Raw genomic sequence first — 17,033 nt, 5'->3', positions numbered from 1 at the left:
ACTCCTCTGGATATGGGACAAAGAATGGCGCCCAGACCAGCTGGGCAACTCGTCCATAGTAACTACTCGTCTCGGGCGGGTCGCCGCGGGGTCGATACGCTCGCGGGGACCGGCGAGGAGGTTACGGGGTGCGGGTGCTGGACGTGGCAGCGGTGGCGGCCTGGTCGGCGGCGTGCGTGCGCAGCCTGGAGGTGCTGCGCCCGGCGATCAACGGCATCAACGTGTACCCCGTCGCGGACTCCGACACGGGTTCGAACCTGCTGCACACCATGACGGGCGCTCGCGACGCGTTGGCCGCGGCGGAGCCGTCCGGCGTGGCCGAGGCACTGACCGTGCTGGCGAAGGGCGCCGTCGCCGCTGCGCGCGGCAACTCCGGCGTGATCATTTCCCAGGTCGTGCGGGGAATCGCCGACTGGGCGGCCGACGGCGGCGATCTCGACGGCGCCGGGCTCGCGGCCGCGCTGGCCCACGCCGACCGGATCGCCACGGGCGCGGTGAGCCGGCCCGTCGCGGGGACGATGCTGACTGTGTTGCACGTCGTGGCCGCGGCCGTCCAGGAGGACACGCGGCCACTGGCCGAGGTCGCCGCCACCGTCGCCGCGGCAGCCGCGGCCGCGTTGGAGGAGACGCCCAAACAACTGCCGGCCCTCGCGAAAGCGGGGGTCGTCGACGCCGGCGGGCGAGGTCTCGTCGCCGTGCTCGACGCGCTGGCCGGCGTGATCAGCGGCACCGTCACCCAGCCCGAGCGAGAGCTCACGACCACCGTCGAGGCGCCTGCTGCCGCCGAGCCCGCGCCGTACGCGTGGGAGGTCATGTACCTGCTGGACGGCGTCGAGGAGGCGCGGCTGCCGGCGTTGCGCAAGGAGCTGAGCGGCTTCGGCGACAGCGTCACGGTGGCCGGCGACGGTTCGGGCAGCCACGCGGTGCACGTCCACTGCGCCGACATCGGCGCGGCCATCGAGGCCGGACTGGAGCTGGGCCGGCCACGTCGGATCCGCGTCGAGCCGCTGCTCACCCCGATGCCGATCGAGCCCGGCGGCGGGCTGGACCGGTCGGTAGTGGCCGTGGTCCACGGCGGAGGGCTGGCCGAGCTGCTGCGGGCCGAGGGCGTCGCCGTGCTGGCCGTGCCCGACGGCGGGAAACCCGGCGTCGAGGACATGATCGGGCTGTTCAACGAGGCCGCGGGCCGGCACGTGACGGTGCTGCCCGGCGGTCTCGACCTCACGGCCGCGGCCGACGCGGCGGCGGGCCACGCGATGGCCGGCGACCGCGAAGTCGTGGTGATCCCCTGCACTTCGCCGGTGCAGGTGCTGGCCGCGCTCGCGGTGCACGACGAGGGCCGTCGGGTCAACGACGACGTCGTCGCCATGGCCGAGGCCGCCGCGGCGACCAGGCGTGGCGAGGTGCGGATCGCGGGCGAGGAGTCGCTAACCTGGGTGGGCCGGGCCCAGTCCGGCGACGTGATCGGCCTGGTCGACGACGAGGTGGTGCTGATCGAACCGGCGCCTGCTTCGGAGACGAACCTCGTCGCGGCCGCGATGAGCGTGCTCAACCGGATGCTGACACTCGGCGGCGAGCTGGTCACCGTGCTGAGCGGGGCCGGCGCCCCGCCGGGCGTGACCGCGGAGCTCGCCGAGCAGCTGCGGCTGGAGCACCCCGAAGTGGAGTTGACGAGTTATGCCAGTGGCCAGGCCGGAGCCGTGCTGCTGATGGGGGTCGAATAGAAATGGCCGGGTTGCGCGAAAAGCTGCCGCTGCTGCTGGGCGCGAAGACGGCGAAAGCGCTGTCGGGCGCGCTCGACATCGAGACCGTCTCCGACCTGCTGCGCCACTACCCGCGCCGCTACGCCGAGCGCGGTGAGCTCACCGACATCGCCGGCCTGGAGCTGGGCGAACACGCGACCGTGCTGGCGCGGATCGAGAAGATCAGCAAGCGCCGCATGAAGTCGCGCAGCGGCACGATCCTCGACATGGTCATCACCGACGGGAAACGTCGGCTGGCCTGCGCGTTCTTCAACCAGGCGTGGCGTGAGAAGGAACTGGCGCCGGGCAAGACCGGCCTGTTCGCGGGCAAGGTCACCGCGTTCCGCGACACCCTGCAGCTGGCCAACCCGGAGTACGAGCTGCTCGACGCCGAGCGTGAAGCCGAGGCCGTTGACAACTTCCTGGCCGAGATCATCCCCGTGTACCCGGCGGCGCAGGGCATGCCGACGTGGTCGATCGCGAAGTGCGTGCGACAGGTCCTCGACGTGCTGGAGGTCGATGCCGACCCGATGCCCGCCGACGTGCTGAAGCAGCACGGGCTGCCCGGTCTCGAACGGGCATTGCGCGGCATCCACCGGCCCGAGGACTGGGCGCACCTGGAGACCTCGCGCCACCGCCTCAAGTGGGACGAGGCCATGGCCGTGCAGCTGATTTTCGCGCAGCGGCGGCATTCCGCGGTGTCGCGCCCGGCCAAGGCCAGCCCGCACGCCGACGGCGGGCTGCTCGACGCGTTCGACAAGCGCCTGCCGTTCGACCTCACCGCCGGCCAGCGCGCGATCGGCGAGGAGATCGCCGCGGACCTCGCGACCGAGCACCCGATGAACCGGCTGTTGCAGGGCGAGGTGGGTTCCGGCAAGACCGTGGTCGCGCTGCGGGCGATGCTGCAGATCGTCGATTCGGGGCGACAGTCGGCGATGCTCGCGCCCACGGAGGTGCTGGCGGCGCAGCACGCGCGTTCGCTGCGGGAGATGCTCGGCGAGCTCGGCATGGCGGGCGAGCTGGGGGCTGCGGAGAAGGCCACGCGCGTGACGTTGCTCACCGGCTCGATGGGTGCGAAGGAACGCAAGAAGTCGCTGCTGGAGACGGTGAGCGGCGAGGCCGGGATCGTCGTCGGCACGCATGCGCTGATCCAGGACACGGTGCAGTTCGCCGACCTCGGGTTCGTCGTCGTCGACGAGCAGCACCGCTTCGGGGTGGAGCAGCGCGACGCCCTGCGCTCGCGCGGTTCGGACTCCACGTCGCCGCACGTGCTGGTGATGACCGCGACGCCGATCCCGCGCACGGTCGCGATGACCGTGTACGGCGACCTGGAGACGTCCGCGCTGCGCGAGATGCCTGTCGGACGCTCGCCGATCAAGACGACCGTGGTGCCCGTGGCGGAGAAACCCGCGTGGCTCGACCGGGCTTGGGAGCGCGTGCGCGAGGAAGTCTCGAAGGGGCACCAGGCGTACGTCGTGTGTCCGCGCATCGGCGACGAGCCCCCGTCGGACAAGAGCGACAAGCGCCCGCCGCTCGCGGTGCTGGACGTCGCGCCGGAGCTGGCGGGTGGGCCGTTGAAGGGCCTTCGCGTGGCGGCGCTGCACGGCCGCATGCCTGCGGACGAGAAGGACGCTGTGATGCAGGCCTTCGGCGCCGGCCAGATCGACGTCCTCGTGGCGACGACCGTCGTCGAGGTCGGCGTGAACGTCCCCAACGCCACCGCAATGGTCATCCTGGACGCCGACCGCTTCGGCGTGAGCCAGCTGCACCAGCTGCGCGGCCGCGTCGGCCGGGGCAGTGTGCCGGGCCTGTGCTTGCTGGTGACGGAGACGTTGGACGGCACCTCGACTCGCGAACGCCTCGCCGCCGTCGAGTCCACCACCGACGGCTTCGAACTCTCCCGCCTGGACCTCGAACTCCGCCGCGAGGGCGACATCCTCGGCGCGGCCCAGTCCGGGAAACGCTCGGGCCTGAAACTGCTGTCGCTCCTGCGCGACGAAGACGTGATCACCGAGGCGCGCGCCCAGTCCCAGGAAATCGTGGTGCGCGACCCGACGCTCTCTTCGTACCCTGGCTTGGCCCAGATGGTGTCCGATGTGGTGGACATGGAGCGCGCGGAGTACTTGGAGAAGAATTGACGGCTTCGGAGTCTTCGGGTCGTTCGGCGGGTTTTGGCGCTGATACGCGCGGTTCTCGTTCGGGCTCTGGGTCTGGCTCCGGGGCTGTGCGTGCTTCGGGCTCTGGTGCTGTGGCGTCGTCGGTCTCCGGGTCTGGCGCCGTGACTTCGTCGGGCTCTGGCTCCGGGGCTGTGCCGTCGTCGGGCTCCGGCTCCGCCGCTGTGACTTCGTCGGACTCTGCTGCTTCCGGCCCGGCGACCACACCTGCCTCGGCTGCGACCGTCCGCCCGGCCCTCGTCGCGGACGCCTCCGGCATCGCCCGCGTCCACGTCGGCTCCTGGCAGGCCGCCTACGCCGGCCTCCTCCCCGCCGACTTCCTCGCCGGCCTCTCGGCGTCCCGCCGCGAAGCTTTCTGGACGGAGAACCTGGCCGCCCCGGCACCCCGCCACACCGTCCTCGTCGCCGAAACCCCCGACGGCACCATCGCCGGCTTCGCCGCCTCCAGCCCCAGCCGCGACGAGGACGCCACCCCCGACACGGGCGAACTGGCCTCGATCTACCTGCTGCCCGAGTTCTGGAGCCAGGGCTTCGGCCGCGCCCTCCACACCCTCGCCCTCACGGCCCTGGCCACCGACTTCCCCACCGCCACCCTCTGGGTCCTCGCCGGCAACACCCGCGCCCGCACCTTCTACGAACGCACCGGCTGGACCCTCGACGGCCGCACCAAGGTCGAATCCGTCGCGAACGGCACGGTCACCATCGAGGAAGTCCGCTACCGCACCTCTCTTCAAGGCTGACGGTTTCGCCCCTCAACGGCAATCGCGGTTCCACCCTGGTCAGGACCTCAACGCTCGGTGAACTGAGCCGTCAGACTCCCGCCCGCACAACGAGCTCCACCACCCGCTTGCCCGCGACGTCACCCGCGAGCCGCAAGATCGCCGGCCGGTCGTAGAGGGAATTGGCAGCGCTGTGCTCGGCAAGCGCGCGTACATGTCGGCATGATCTCTGTAGATCTCGTGATCACCGGACACTTGCCGAGCCTTCGATCGCCGTCGGCCCCCACGTGGCGCCGTTAGGCCAACGGCCGGCGACGGCGCCTCCGGACCACCTCGCGCCACCGTCCGCGCGTCATCCGCTTGGTGCGGCTGTCTGACGATGCTCCCCACCGACAGGCGACCTGCTCGCTCTGCCGCGCGCCTGTGCCCCCGGACTGTCCGGCAATCGATCTCGGTTTTCCGCAGCGGTGCAGAGAAGCCGGATTCCCATCGCTGCGCGGGCTGCCCTGCCCCGACGACAAAGGAACGATCACCGCGGGCCGCAACTCGTCGCCACTAACCGGCGACACCAAGGTCCAGCTGCAATTCCGCGTCTTCACCCGTCGACCCTCACGAAACGTCGGCCCGCGCCTCCTCCGCCTTGGCCGCCCGCAGACAGAGGCCAAGCCCTCCCAGAAAACCGCGCCCCCGCTCGTCGAGTGCCGCACATACATCCCAGCCCTCGCGGCCGCAGAGAGGTCAAGCCCGATCTCCGCGCTCCTGCGCGCCGAGTCCCGCACGAACACCCCAGCCCGCACCTGCGCAGCAGCAGCAGCCGCCGCGGCGAGAGTTCACGCCCCGAATTCCCCGGCCCCGCCCGCCGAGCCCCGGACAAAGGCCCCAAGCCCGTGCCGCCGCCGCAGCTGCCTCCGCGGCGAGAGATCATGCCCCCGATTCCGCGCCCCCACGCGCCGAGTCCCGCACGAACACCCCCGCCCGCGCCGCCGCCGCGGCTGCCTCCGCCGCCACCCGGGCGTCAGCCGCCGTCACCGGCTCCCGGGAGATGAACAGCCGGTAGAAGATCGGCCCGCTCGCCACTCGCACCACCTCCGCCGCGTCGGTCCCGGCCGGCACCTCGCCGCGTGAGATCGCCCGCGTGACCATCACGGCCGAGCGCCCGTGCCGGTCCTCGTAGAACGCGTGCAGCGCCTCCGCCGCGCGCGGGGAGTGGAAGGCCGCCAGCACCGACGCCGTCGGGAGCTCGCGCAGTCCGGGCTCGGTGAAGTACTGCACGAGTTCCAGCAGCGTCTCCGCCAGGTCGCCCGCCAGCGAGCCGGTGTCGGGCGCCGTCCACGGCTGTTCGGTGCCCAAGCGCAGCGCGGCGGCCACGAGCCCGTCCCTCGACTCCCAGCGGCGGTAGATCGTCGTCTTGTGCACGCCCGACCGATCGGCGACCGCGTCCACCGTCAGGTTCGTGAAGCCCTGCTCCGCGAGCAGGTCGAGCGTCGCCTGCAGCACGGCCAGGCGCGTCCGCTCCGTACGCCCACCCGGTCGGCGGGTTCCGGCCATTTCGCTTGCCAAGTGCTACTCCAGTTGCGTTAGTGTGCCCAGTATGCCAGACCTCGACTTCCGCACCCCGTTCATGCCCGAAGACGTCTCGCCCATCGCCGACCTGGTCGGAGACGCGCGCATCGTCGCGATCGGGGAGAACAACCACCACATCCGCGAGTTCGGCGAGCTGCGCAACCGGCTGCTCCGTCACCTCGTCGAGGAACGCGGCTTCACCGTGCTCGGGTTCGAGTCGGGGTTCGCCGAAGGTGAGCTCGTCGACGGCTGGCTGCGCGGCGCCCCCGGCGACGTCGCCGAAATCGGGCGAGACGGCTTCACCTTCTCCCTCGGCGACTCGCCTGAGGCGCACGACATGCTCACGTGGCTCCGCGGCCACGGCGGCATCCGCTACGCCGGCCTCGACGTCCCGAGCTCCGGCGGCTCACCCGTGCCCGCGCTGAAGGCCGTGCAGCGCTACCTCGAGGAGGTCGCCCCGGACGTCGTCTCGCTCGTCGAGGCCGGCCTCACCGCTTCGGAGCCGTACGCGTCCGTCAGCAGCGCCGTCGCCCCTGGTCGTTACGCGGCGATGGCTGCCCCCGCACGCGACGCCGCAACGGCGGCCTTCGCCGCCCTCCTGGCCCACCTGGAGTCGCTGGCGCCCGTCTACTCGCAGCGGCGCGACCGGGACGCTCACGCCATCGCCGAGCACCACGCCCTCGGCGCCCTGCGCATCGACATGTACCTGCGCGAGCTGGCGGCCATGATGGCCGGGGTCGCGCCGTCGATGCAGAGCTCCTCGCGCGACACATACATGGCGTCGACCGTGAAGCTGCTTCGCCGGCTACACGGCGAAGGCGCGAAGATCGTCGTGATGGTCCACAACGGACACCTCCAGCGCGTCCCCTTCGCCGCGGCGCCCGGCATGGTCTTCCCCTCGGCCGGCACGCACCTGGCCGCCGAGTTCGGCGACGACTACTTCACCCTCGGCGTCACCGCCGGCACCGGGACCACCAGCGGCCTCACCCCGGACGAAGGCGAACGCCTCGGCTTCCGCGTCCACACCGAAGAGCTGCCGCCGCCGGCCGACGACAGCGTCGAAGCCACTCTCGCCGGCTCCGACGCCTGCCTGGTCGACCTGCGTGCCAACCGCGTGAAGGGCGTGGCGGGTCCGACGAGCATGCGCCACGCCCACCTGTTCACCCAAGTCGACGTCGTCCAAGCCTTCGACGGCCTGGTCTACCTGCCGACGATGTCCGTCAGCGACCATGTGGACAAGGCCTAGTTGTGATGTTCAGGCAGGTTGGTTAGTCGGGTGATGGGTGGGTGGCCTCCGAGGGCGGAGTGGGGTCGATGGTGATTGTAGAAGTGAAGCCAGCCTGGTAGGGCTGCTCGGCGTTGCTGGTCGCGGGTGTAGAAGCGGGCGTAGGCCCAGCCGTCGGCGAGGGTGCGGTGGAAGCGTTCGATTTTGCCGTTCGTTTGGGGCCGGTAGGGGCGGGTGTGTTTCGGTGTGATGCCGAGCTCGGCGCAGGCTTGATGCCAGGCGTGGGAGCGGTAGGCCGAGCCGTTGTCGGACAACACACGCTCGACGGCGACATGGTGCTGGGCGAACCAGGCGACGGCGCGGTGCAGGACACCGATCGCGGTGGCGGAGGTTCATCGGTGCAGATTTCTGCGTAGGCGACGCGGGAGTGGTCGTCGATGACGGTGTGCAGGTAGCTGATGCCGGGGCGGGGTTCGTAGCGGTGGTTGCGTCGGCCGGTGCGTTTGGCGGTGGCTTCCCGGTTGCGTTTGCCCTGACCGCGTCCGACGAAGCGGTGGCCACCGCCGTCGGGAATGTTGCCGAACTTGGTGACATCGACATGGATCAGCGAGCCGGGGTGGTCGTGTTCGTAGCGGCGCAACGGCTCGCCGGTGACCCGGTCGATGCGGGAGAGGCGGTTGATCCGGCAGCGCACGAGCACCGCGTGCACCGTCGAGGCCGGTAGTCCTGTCCGGCCGGCGATCTGGACGGGGCCGAGCCGGTGGCGCCACCGCAATCGTGCGATCCGGCGCACGAGTGTGGGTGCGGTCTTGGTGGGGCTGTGGTGCGGGCGGCTGCTGCGGTCGGTCATGCCGCCTGGGCCTTCGTCGCGGTAGCGGGTGGCCCATTTCTTTGCGGTGGGCGCGGCGACCATGAACATTTTCGCTGCGGCGGTGTAGGTCCATCCGTGGTCGACGATCAGACGGGCCAGCCGCAGACGAGTGATCGGGGTCAGCGTGGCGTTAGGGTGGGACACGAGGCCCTCCAGCTGGTGAAACGGTTCCTAGGCAGTTCCACTTCACAACCGGAGGGCCTCACCTGTCAGGTGACACCACCCTCGAACTGCTGAACAACGTCCCCGGACATCACACCTAGTTCGTCATCAGCGGTTCGAATCGCCGGTAGGCGGCGAAATCGCGGAAGTGCCGGGAGTACAGGTCGGCGTCGCGCGTGAGGTCGTCCTCGAGGGCGCGCGCGACGTCGACCACTCGCTTGCAGCGCACTGTGATCAGCTCGCCCTGCTCGTTGCGGTGGCTGCCCGTCTCGCCTTCGACGCGCCGGGCGACGGCTTCGCGAGCGGCTTCCTCGCTCTGGGCGTACACGAGCACGAAGTCTTCGCGGTACAGCGGTTCATACGTGGGCGAATCGCTCGTTGCCTCGTAGAGGACAACGGCGACGTACGCGTTGGCACTCATCGTTCCCCCTGGATTCGATCCATGATCACTTTCACCGCCCACCCGCGAGCGAGCAACCGGATTTCGAGTCCAAACACGGACCAGCCCATCGTGTGACGTCGAGTTGCCGTCGGCCCGCCCCCGGGATACGACGCAGGAATGCGGAACCGAACGGCTCGTGGTCTTTTTTCGGCGACAATGGCGTTCCTGCTGGTGGCGGCGGGAAACTCGCCCGCGCTCGCGGCCGGCGGCACACAGGTCAACCCCCCGAGCTGGGCGCTCGACCGGATCGACCAGAGGACGGGACTCGACCAGAAGTACCGCTACGAATCCGACGCCGCCGACGTCACCGTCTACGTGATCGACAGCGGCGTCGACGCCAAGCACCCCGACTTCCAGGGTCGCGTCCAGCCGGGCAAGGACTTCCTGACGACCGGCGCCGACACGTCCGACACCAACGGCCACGGCACCCGCGTCGCCGGTATCGTCGCCGGGCGCAGCTACGGCGTCGCCAAGGCCGCGCAGATCTTCCCGGTCCGCGTGCTCGACAAGGACGGCGGCGGCTCCACCGACAACATCATCGCCGGCATCAACTGGGTCGCCCAGAACGCCCACCAGCCGGCCGTCGCCGTTCTCGGCATCGGCGGCGTCGCCAACGAGCAACTGGACAACGCCGTCGCCGGCCTCGCCGCGGTGATGCCGACTGTCGTCCCCGCGGGCGAAGGCGGCGAAGACGACAGCCAGATTTCGCCGGCGAGGGTCCCGTCCGCGCTCACCGTCGCGGCGAGCGACGTGCAGGACCAGGTGGCGACTTTCTCGGACTTCGGGACGCCCGTCGACCTCTACGCGCCGGGCGTCGACATCCCGGCGCCGATCGCGGGCTCGTCGGAAGTCGGCACGTTATCGGGCACGTCGATGGCGGCGGCTGTCGTCGCGGGCGCCGCCGCCGTCTACCGATCCCAGCACCCGGACACCGCGCCGGCCGACGTCGACAAGGCGTTGGTGCAGGCAGCGACCCCGGACGTGGTGAAAAACGTGCCGTCCGGCACAGCCAACCGCCTGCTGTGCACCCTGGCCCCGCCCACGTCCTGACTGTTGCGGTGAGCCTGAGGTCCCCGCATCATGCACGCAGGTCGGCGCGCATGATGTCCATCACTTGGACTTCAGCTCCCGGAGGGCGAGAAAAACCGGGTAACGTGCCTTCACTACCGATCCGAAACGGGAAGGACCGGGCATGTTCCGCAAGGTGCTGGTGGCCAACCGCGGTGAGATCGCGATCCGAGCGTTCCGCGCAGGCTACGAACTGGGGGCGGGCACGGTTGCCGTGTTCCCGCACGAAGACCGCAACTCGCTCCATCGGCTGAAGGCCGACGAGGCCTACGAGATCGGGGAGCCCGGCCACCCGGTGCGCGCCTATCTCTCCGTCGAGGAGATAGTCAAGGCCGCCAAGAAGGCGGGTGCCGACGCGGTCTACCCGGGTTACGGCTTCCTGTCGGAGAATCCGGACCTGGCGCTCGCCTGTGAGCAGGCGGGGATCACTTTCGTAGGCCCGAGCGCCGAAATCCTCGAGCTCACGGGCAACAAGGCGCGCGCCGTGAAGGCCGCGCGCGAGGCCGGCGTGCCGGTGCTGGGTTCGTCGGAGCCCTCCAGCGACGTCGACGCACTGGTGGCCGCCGCCGACGACCTCGGTTTCCCGGTGTTCGTCAAGGCCGTCGCCGGCGGTGGTGGCCGCGGCATGCGGCGCGTCGAGGACCCGGCGATGCTGCGCGAGTCCATCGAAGCCGCGGCCCGCGAGGCCGAGTCGGCGTTCGGCGACCCGACGGTGTTCCTCGAGAAGGCCGTGGTCGAACCGCGGCACATCGAGGTGCAGATCCTCGCCGACGGCGAGGGCAACGTCATCCACCTCTACGAGCGCGACTGCTCCGTGCAGCGTCGCCACCAGAAGGTGGTCGAGCTCGCGCCCGCGCCGAACCTCGACCCCGAGCTGCGCGACCGCATCTGCGCCGACGCCGTGCGTTTCGCGCGCCAGATCGGCTACCGCAACGCCGGCACCGTCGAGTTCCTGCTCGACCGCCAGGGCAACCACGTGTTCATCGAGATGAACCCGCGGATCCAGGTCGAGCACACGGTGACCGAGGAGGTCACCGACGTCGACCTCGTGCAGTCCCAGCTGCGCATCGCCTCCGGCGAGACGCTGGCCGACCTCGGCCTCTCGCAGGACAAGATCTACCTGCGCGGCGCCGCGTTGCAGTGCCGCATCACCACGGAAGACCCGGCCAACGGCTTCCGCCCCGACACCGGCATGATCAGCGCCTACCGTTCCCCGGGCGGCTCCGGCATCCGGCTCGACGGCGGCACCGCGTTCTCCGGCACGGAGATCAGCGCCCACTTCGACTCGCTGCTCGTGAAGCTCACCTGCCGCGGCCGCGACTTCAAGACCGCCGTGGGCCGCGCCCGTCGCGCCGTCGCGGAGTTCCGCATCCGCGGTGTCTCCACGAACATCCCCTTCCTCCAGGCGGTGCTCGACGACCCGGACTTCCGCGAAGGCCGCGTCACCACGTCGTTCATCGAGGAACGCCCGCACCTGCTCACCGCCCGCCACTCGGCGGACCGCGGCACGCGCCTGCTCACCTACCTGGCCGACCAGACGGTGAACCGCCCCCACGGCGAGCGTCCGCGCACTCTCGACGCGACGGCGAAGCTGCCGAAGCTGCCCGCCGACGTGACACCGCCGGACGGCTCGAAGCAGAAGCTCACCGAGCTGGGCCCGGCCGGCTTCGCCCGCTGGCTGCGGCAGTCGCCGATGCTCGGCGTCACGGACACGACCTTCCGCGACGCCCACCAGTCGCTGCTCGCCACCCGCGTGCGCACGAAGGACCTGCTGGCGGTGGCCCCGGTCGTCGCCGCGACCGTGCCACAGCTGCTGTCCCTTGAATGCTGGGGTGGTGCCACCTACGACGTCGCCCTGCGCTTCCTGGCCGAGGACCCGTGGGAGCGCCTCGAACAGCTGCGCAAGGCCGTGCCCAACATCTGCCTGCAGATGCTGCTGCGCGGCCGCAACACCGTGGGCTACACGCCGTATCCCACCGAAGTGACGCACGCGTTCATCGAGGAAGCGACCGCCACCGGCATCGACATCTTCCGCATCTTCGACGCCCTTAACGACGTCGAGCAGATGCGGCCGGCCATCGAAGCCGTGCGGGAAACCGGCACCGCTGTCGCCGAAGTGGCGCTCTGCTACACCTCCGATCTGTCCGATCCCAACGAAAATCTCTACACGCTCGACTACTACCTCAAGCTGGCCGAGCAGATCGTCGGCGCCGGGGCGCACATCCTGGCCATCAAGGACATGGCGGGCCTGCTCCGCGCACCGGCCGCCGCGAAGCTCGTGACGGCGCTGCGCAAGGAGTTCGACCTCCCCGTGCACATCCACACGCACGACACCGCGGGTGGCCAGCTGGCCACCTACCTCGCCGCCATCCAGGCCGGCGCGGACGCGGTCGACGGCGCCGTCTCGTCCATGGCCGGCACCACCTCGCAGCCCTCGCTCGGCTCGATCGTCGCGGCGACCGACCACTCCGACCGCACGACGGGCCTCGACCTGCAGGCGATCGGCGACCTCGAGCCCTACTGGGAGAGCGTGCGCAAGATCTACGCGCCGTTCGAGGCCGGCCTCGCGTCGCCCACCGGTCGCGTGTACCACCACGAGATCCCGGGCGGCCAGCTCTCCAACCTGCGCACGCAGGCGATCGCGCTGGGCCTCGGTGACCGCTTCGAGGACATCGAGGCCATGTACGCCGCGGCTGACAAGATCCTCGGCCACCTCGTGAAGGTCACGCCTTCGTCCAAGGTGGTCGGCGACCTCGCGCTACACCTCGTGGGGGCCGGCGTCTCACCCGCGGACTTCGAGGCCGAGCCCAACAAGTTCGACATCCCGGACTCCGTGATCGGCTTCCTGCGGGGCGAGCTCGGCGACCCGCCGGGCGGCTGGCCGGAGCCGTTCCGCACCAAGGCTCTGGAGGGCCGTTCGGAGGCCAAGCCCGTGGCGGAACTGTCCGAAGAGGACCGCAAGGACCTCACCGAGAACCGGCGCGGCGCCCTGAACCGGTTGCTCTTCCCCGGCCCGACGAAGGAGTTCGAAGCCCACCGCGAGGCCTACGGCGACACGAGTGTGCTGTCCAGCAAGGACTTCTTCTACGGTTTGCGCCCGGGTGAGGAGTACGCGGTCGACCTGGAGCCCGGCGTCCGGCTGCTCATCGAGCTCGAAGCCATCGGTGAGGCCGACGAGCGCGGTGTGCGCACGGTGATGTCGACGCTCAACGGCCAGCTCCGGCCGATCCAGATCCGCGACCGTTCCATCGCCTCGGAAATCCCCGCGACCGAAAAGGCCGAGAAGGGCAACCCGAAGCAGATCGCTGCGCCCTTCGCCGGTGTGGTGACGCTGCAGGTGGCGGAAGGCGATCAGGTCGCGGCCGGCGCGACCGTGGCGACGATCGAGGCCATGAAGATGGAAGCTTCGATCACCGCGTCGGCGGCGGGCAAGGTCGGGCGGTTGGCGATCACCTCCGTTCAGCAGGTCGAGGGCGGGGACCTCCTCATCGTGCTCGAGTAGCGCCCCGCGGCGCCAGTCTCGACCGTCGCGAACGGTCCATTCGCGCCATCACGGCGCGAATGGACCGTTCGCGCCGTCTCGGGCTCGTCTTGCCGGCCGTCGCCGCGCTAACGTCGGGCACATGCTGATCAACGCGGTGCCGCAGTGGCAGGGCGCGATCGGCCCCCGGGCACGGGGACTGGTCGAGGGCTGCCTCGCGCTTTCCGAGCTGGCCGGGCACGTCCTGGGCCTGCCGGTGCACCACATCCACCAGGACCCCGAAACCTCCGACGTGGTGTCGGGCGTCGCCAACCGGGCCGTGCTCACGGGCACGAACCGAGGGGCGCAGCTCGCCGCGCTCGAAGCACCCGGCGGCCCGGTCCTGACGATCGGCGGCGACTGCGGAGTCGAACTCGTGCCGATCGGCGTCGCGCGGTACCGCTACGGGCCGGCGCTCGGCGTCGCCTGGTTCGACGCGCACGCGGACCTGAACACGGCGGCGTCGTCACCTTCGGGCGCGTTCCACGGCATGGTGCTGCGGTCGCTGCTCGGCGAAGGCGACGAGCAGTTCGCGGCGAACCCGGCTGTCGAAGCCGGCCGGGTGGCCTTGTTCGGAGCGCGGACTTTCGACGCCCCGGAGGAAGAGGCCATCGGCCGGGGTTTGGCTGTGCGCACCGACGATGCCGCCGCGACGTTGCGCGAGTCCGGCGCCGAGCAGGTGTACCTGCACCTCGACCTCGACGTGCTGGACCCGGCGTCGTTCGGCGGCGTCAACTACCCGGAGCCCGGTGGGCTGACGGTCAGCGAGCTTGTCCGGGCGATCGATGCACTGTCCGAAATGGACGTCATCGGCGCGGGGATCACGGAGTGCGTGGGCACGGAGCTCGAGGTTCTCGAGCCCGTGATCGCCGCGGTGGGGAGGGTGCTGCTCCAGGACTGAACCCGTTTGCCCACAGGCGGATTCCGCTTCCGCGGTGATCTTCGCCCCGGTGCGCGACCACGAGTGAGTACGGCCAGGAGGAGGTGCGCCCGAGCCGTATCGGAGATGGTCTGCGAAATGGCGAACTGTTCGCCGGCCGGGGATCGGCGACTACTGCTGGTCTTGCGGAACGTCGCTGAGGGCCGCACGCGCGGCGTCAATGGCTTCTTTCGGATCGACACCCAGCTCCCGGACGCGTTGGGCGTACTCGGTGGCAGCGTCGCGGAGCAGTGACTCGCGGTCCGGCCGCTCGGCCGAGCCGGTGACGACTGTTCCCTTCGCCCGAGCCGTGGTCACCCAGCCGGCAGCCTCGAGTTCGCGGTAGACGCGGGCGATCGTGCCGGAGGCGAGCCCGAGGTCTCGGGCCAGCTGACGGATCGGTGGCAGCCGGGCGTCGACCAGTAGTGCGCCGGTGCCGATCGCGCGGACGATCTGGTCGTGGACCTGACGCCAGGGCGCGACGCCGTTGTCGGCGTCGACGGTCACTCGCAGCGGCATCTACTTCGCCGCCGCGGTCGCGGGCAGTTTCCGCGGCGGCGTGGCGATCGCGATGAACGCGGCGAGCGTGACGACGAACGCCAGAAACGACGGCAAGTTGCCGCCGGGCCAGGCGGTCGTGGCGCACATGCCCGTGGCGAGCCCGAGTGCGACGCGCGCGCTGCGGCAACGCAGCGCGAGGTCGACGTCGGGATCTCCCGCGGCCGGCCGCCGGACGGCGAGGAGCACCACGCCCCACGCGACGGCGGTGGCCGCGACGGTGATGCCGAACAGCGTCCATTCGCCGATCACGGCGAGGTGGATCGCGGCGGCGAGCGCGGCCAGCGCGGTGACGATGATCGCCCACAGCGGCGCGAAGTCGAGGATGCCGCGCGGCGCCAGCACGGCCTCGCGTCGCGTGCTTGGCGATGGGCGTTGCGCGAGCACTTCGGCGATCAACCCGCCGAGGAGGAGCACGGGCATGATCGCGCTGAGGTCGTTGGCGTTCGCGAAGTCCGCCGCGCCCGGGATGAACGGGAGGCCCACGAAGAGCCACGGATACCAGAACCTGCGGCGGCGCAGGTAGAGCACGGCCACGGACACCTGATCCGGGTTCGCGTCCGGCAAGCCCCATTTGGCGAGCAGGCGTGCGCCCTGCCGTCGGCCTGGCCAGAGCGCGACCAGGATGATCAGGCCGAACAGCCCGCACAAGATCGCGACGCCGACCATGGAGTCGAGGTGCATGGTGTGATCCCCCTGTCTTGTATCAAGTGAATGATACAAGATGGATGGGTGCCGTGCACCACGCAGTCCGCGTTGCCGTTGAGCGACGACGCGGAGTTCGTTGCGGGGAGCGGAAAAGAAAAATCCCGGCCACCCGGGCCGGGATCTCTCTTCCGCGTGCCGTCAGTTCTTGAGGTCTGCCACGATCTCGTAGGAGCGCACGCGGTCTTCGTGCCCGTGGACCATGGTGGTGACCATGAGCTCGTCGGCGCCCGTGTCGGCGAGGAGCTGGTCGAGTCCCTTTCGGACGGTCTCGGGCGAGCCGATGATGCTCGACCCGAACCGGTCGGCGAGGAACGCGCGGTCCATCTCGCTGTACGGGTACTCGGCGGCTTCTTCGGGCGTCGGCAGCGCGATGGGGCGGCCGCGGCGCAGGCTGAGGAACGTCAGCCCGCTGGGGCCGGCCAGGAACTGTGCGCGCTCGTCGGTCTCCGCGGCGACCACGGACACGCCGAGCATCACGTGCGGCTCGGCCAGCGTCTCGGACGGGCGGAAGTTCTCGCGGTAGAGCTGCACGGCCGGCAGCGTGTTTTCGGCCGCGAAGTGGTGCGCGAAGGAGAACGGCACACCGAGGCGGCCGGCCAGCTGCGCGCTGAAGCCGGACGAACCCAGCAGCCACAGCGGCGGCTTGTTGCCCTCGGCGGTCACGGCGTTGACGCCGCGCGCCGGGTCGGTCTCGAAGTACTCGAGCAGCTCCATCAGCTGCTCGGGGAAGTTCTCGGCGGACAGGCCGCCGGGGCCGCGCAGTGCGAGCGCCGTGCGCTGGTCGGTGCCGGGCGCGCGCCCGATGCCGAGGTCGATGCGGTTCGGGTGCAGCGCCTCCAGCGTGCCGAACTGCTCCGCCACCACGAGCGGCGCGTGGTTGGGCAGCATGATGCCGCCCGACCCCACGCGGATCGATTCTGTGGCGTCGGCGACGGTCCCGATCAGCACCACCGTGGCCGAGCTGGCGATGCCCGGCATGTTGTGGTGCTCGGCGAGCCAATAGCGGCGGTACCCCAGCCGCTCGGCGTGACGGGCGAGGTCGATGGTGTTGCGCAGCGCTTCGCCGACCCCGTGCCCGTCCGAGACGGGGGAGAGGTCGAGCACGGACAGCGGGACGTCAGGCAGAGAACTCACGATGAGCAGTAACGCACACGGCGCCTGTTCCCTTCCCGGCGAGCCAGGGCCGGCCGGCGTTCGGCCGGGATCGGGCGCACCGACGGCTCGCCGCCGGACGGCGACGGTTTCGCCACTCGGCGACGCACCGACGGTTCGCCGCCGGGCGGCGACGGTTTCGCCACTCGGCGGCGAACCCGTGGTCAGGCCGGGGGCCGGGCTTGTGCCACGGTCAATTCGGGTGGGTGG

At 70.6% G+C, this 17,033-nt stretch carries 12 protein-coding genes and 1 pseudogene; 7 read left to right on the top strand and 6 right to left on the bottom strand.

Features of this window, described 5'->3' with window-relative positions; translation table 11 throughout:
* Positions 1-128 precede the first annotated feature (128 nt).
* The 3 genes from QRX50_RS47775 to QRX50_RS47765 all read left to right on the top strand — a co-directional run bounded on the left by QRX50_RS47775 (position 129) and on the right by QRX50_RS47765 (position 4,656).
* Positions 129-1,724, top strand: a complete 1,596-nt coding sequence (locus tag QRX50_RS47775; protein ID WP_285969648.1) for a DAK2 domain-containing protein — start codon at positions 129-131, stop codon at positions 1,722-1,724.
* A 2-nt stretch (positions 1,725-1,726) separates the two neighbouring features.
* Positions 1,727-3,880 carry an ATP-dependent DNA helicase RecG gene (gene recG / locus QRX50_RS47770; RefSeq protein ID WP_285969647.1) on the top strand — a complete coding sequence of 718 codons (2,154 nt, stop codon included), beginning with the start codon at positions 1,727-1,729 and terminating at the stop codon, positions 3,878-3,880.
* 200 nt (positions 3,881-4,080) lie between these two features.
* Entirely contained in the window at positions 4,081-4,656 is a 576-nt protein-coding gene (locus tag QRX50_RS47765) for a GNAT family N-acetyltransferase (RefSeq protein ID WP_285969646.1), read from the top strand.
* A gap of 900 nt (positions 4,657-5,556) precedes the next feature.
* Here the strand turns inward: QRX50_RS47765 and QRX50_RS47760 are convergent.
* Complete coding sequence (locus QRX50_RS47760; RefSeq protein ID WP_285969645.1) at positions 5,557-6,195, bottom strand: TetR/AcrR family transcriptional regulator; 639 nt, start codon at positions 6,193-6,195, stop codon at positions 5,557-5,559.
* Positions 6,196-6,226: 31 nt separating this feature from the next.
* Here QRX50_RS47760 and QRX50_RS47755 point away from each other — a divergent pair, with 31 nt between their 5' ends.
* Positions 6,227-7,444, top strand: a complete 1,218-nt coding sequence (locus QRX50_RS47755) for an erythromycin esterase family protein (protein WP_285969644.1) — start codon at positions 6,227-6,229, stop codon at positions 7,442-7,444.
* On the opposite strand, the pseudogene QRX50_RS47750 reads toward QRX50_RS47755, so the two are convergent.
* Positions 7,441-8,438: pseudogene (locus QRX50_RS47750) on the bottom strand (IS481 family transposase). The gene QRX50_RS47755 and the pseudogene QRX50_RS47750 overlap by 4 nt on opposite strands.
* Positions 8,439-8,553: 115 nt before the next feature.
* Positions 8,554-8,877: a DUF4288 domain-containing protein gene (locus tag QRX50_RS47745; RefSeq protein ID WP_285969643.1), complete on the bottom strand. Its 324-nt coding sequence runs from the start codon at positions 8,875-8,877 to the stop codon at positions 8,554-8,556.
* 138 nt (positions 8,878-9,015) lie between these two features.
* On the opposite strand from QRX50_RS47745, the gene QRX50_RS47740 reads away from it, so the two are divergent.
* The 3 genes from QRX50_RS47740 (at position 9,016) to QRX50_RS47730 (ending at position 14,387) form a co-directional block, all read left to right on the top strand.
* On the top strand, positions 9,016-9,948 hold the full coding sequence (locus tag QRX50_RS47740) for a S8 family peptidase (RefSeq protein WP_434533221.1): 933 nt from the start codon (positions 9,016-9,018) through the stop codon (positions 9,946-9,948).
* Between the two features lie 142 nt (positions 9,949-10,090).
* On the top strand, positions 10,091-13,468 hold the full coding sequence (locus tag QRX50_RS47735; protein WP_285969641.1) for a pyruvate carboxylase: 3,378 nt from the start codon (positions 10,091-10,093) through the stop codon (positions 13,466-13,468).
* A gap of 121 nt (positions 13,469-13,589) precedes the next feature.
* Positions 13,590-14,387 (top strand): arginase family protein, encoded by a 798-nt coding sequence (locus QRX50_RS47730; RefSeq protein WP_285969640.1) that lies wholly within the window; start codon positions 13,590-13,592, stop codon positions 14,385-14,387.
* 150 nt (positions 14,388-14,537) lie between these two features.
* Here the strand turns inward: QRX50_RS47730 and QRX50_RS47725 are convergent, their stop codons facing one another.
* The 3 genes from QRX50_RS47725 to QRX50_RS47715 all read right to left on the bottom strand — a co-directional run bounded on the left by QRX50_RS47725 (position 14,538) and on the right by QRX50_RS47715 (position 16,805).
* Entirely contained in the window at positions 14,538-14,924 is a 387-nt protein-coding gene (locus QRX50_RS47725; protein ID WP_285969639.1) for a GntR family transcriptional regulator, read from the bottom strand.
* A complete protein-coding gene (locus QRX50_RS47720) occupies positions 14,925-15,647 on the bottom strand; it encodes a hypothetical protein (RefSeq protein ID WP_285969638.1) in 723 nt (240 codons plus the stop codon).
* Between the two features lie 162 nt (positions 15,648-15,809).
* Positions 15,810-16,805 carry an LLM class flavin-dependent oxidoreductase gene (locus QRX50_RS47715; RefSeq protein ID WP_285969637.1) on the bottom strand — a complete coding sequence of 332 codons (996 nt, stop codon included), beginning with the start codon at positions 16,803-16,805 and terminating at the stop codon, positions 15,810-15,812.
* Positions 16,806-17,033: the final 228 nt, after the last annotated feature.

This window comes from Amycolatopsis sp. 2-15, from assembly GCF_030285625.1.
GTDB classification, from domain to species: domain Bacteria; phylum Actinomycetota; class Actinomycetes; order Mycobacteriales; family Pseudonocardiaceae; genus Amycolatopsis; species Amycolatopsis carbonis.
This window is presented reverse-complemented; position numbering and strand designations above follow the sequence as displayed.

Coding starts and splice junctions, on each gene's coding strand:
- recG (WP_285969647.1), top strand. CDS start 1,727: ATGGCCGGGTTGCGCGAAAAGCTGCCGCTGCTGCTGGGCGCGAAGACG.
- QRX50_RS47730 (WP_285969640.1), top strand. CDS start 13,590: ATGCTGATCAACGCGGTGCCGCAGTGGCAGGGCGCGATCGGCCCCCGG.
- QRX50_RS47720 (WP_285969638.1), bottom strand. CDS start 15,647: ATGCACCTCGACTCCATGGTCGGCGTCGCGATCTTGTGCGGGCTGTTC.
- QRX50_RS47740 (WP_434533221.1), top strand. CDS start 9,016: ATGCGGAACCGAACGGCTCGTGGTCTTTTTTCGGCGACAATGGCGTTC.
- QRX50_RS47745 (WP_285969643.1), bottom strand. CDS start 8,877: ATGAGTGCCAACGCGTACGTCGCCGTTGTCCTCTACGAGGCAACGAGC.
- QRX50_RS47735 (WP_285969641.1), top strand. CDS start 10,091: ATGTTCCGCAAGGTGCTGGTGGCCAACCGCGGTGAGATCGCGATCCGA.
- QRX50_RS47755 (WP_285969644.1), top strand. CDS start 6,227: ATGCCAGACCTCGACTTCCGCACCCCGTTCATGCCCGAAGACGTCTCG.
- QRX50_RS47725 (WP_285969639.1), bottom strand. CDS start 14,924: ATGCCGCTGCGAGTGACCGTCGACGCCGACAACGGCGTCGCGCCCTGG.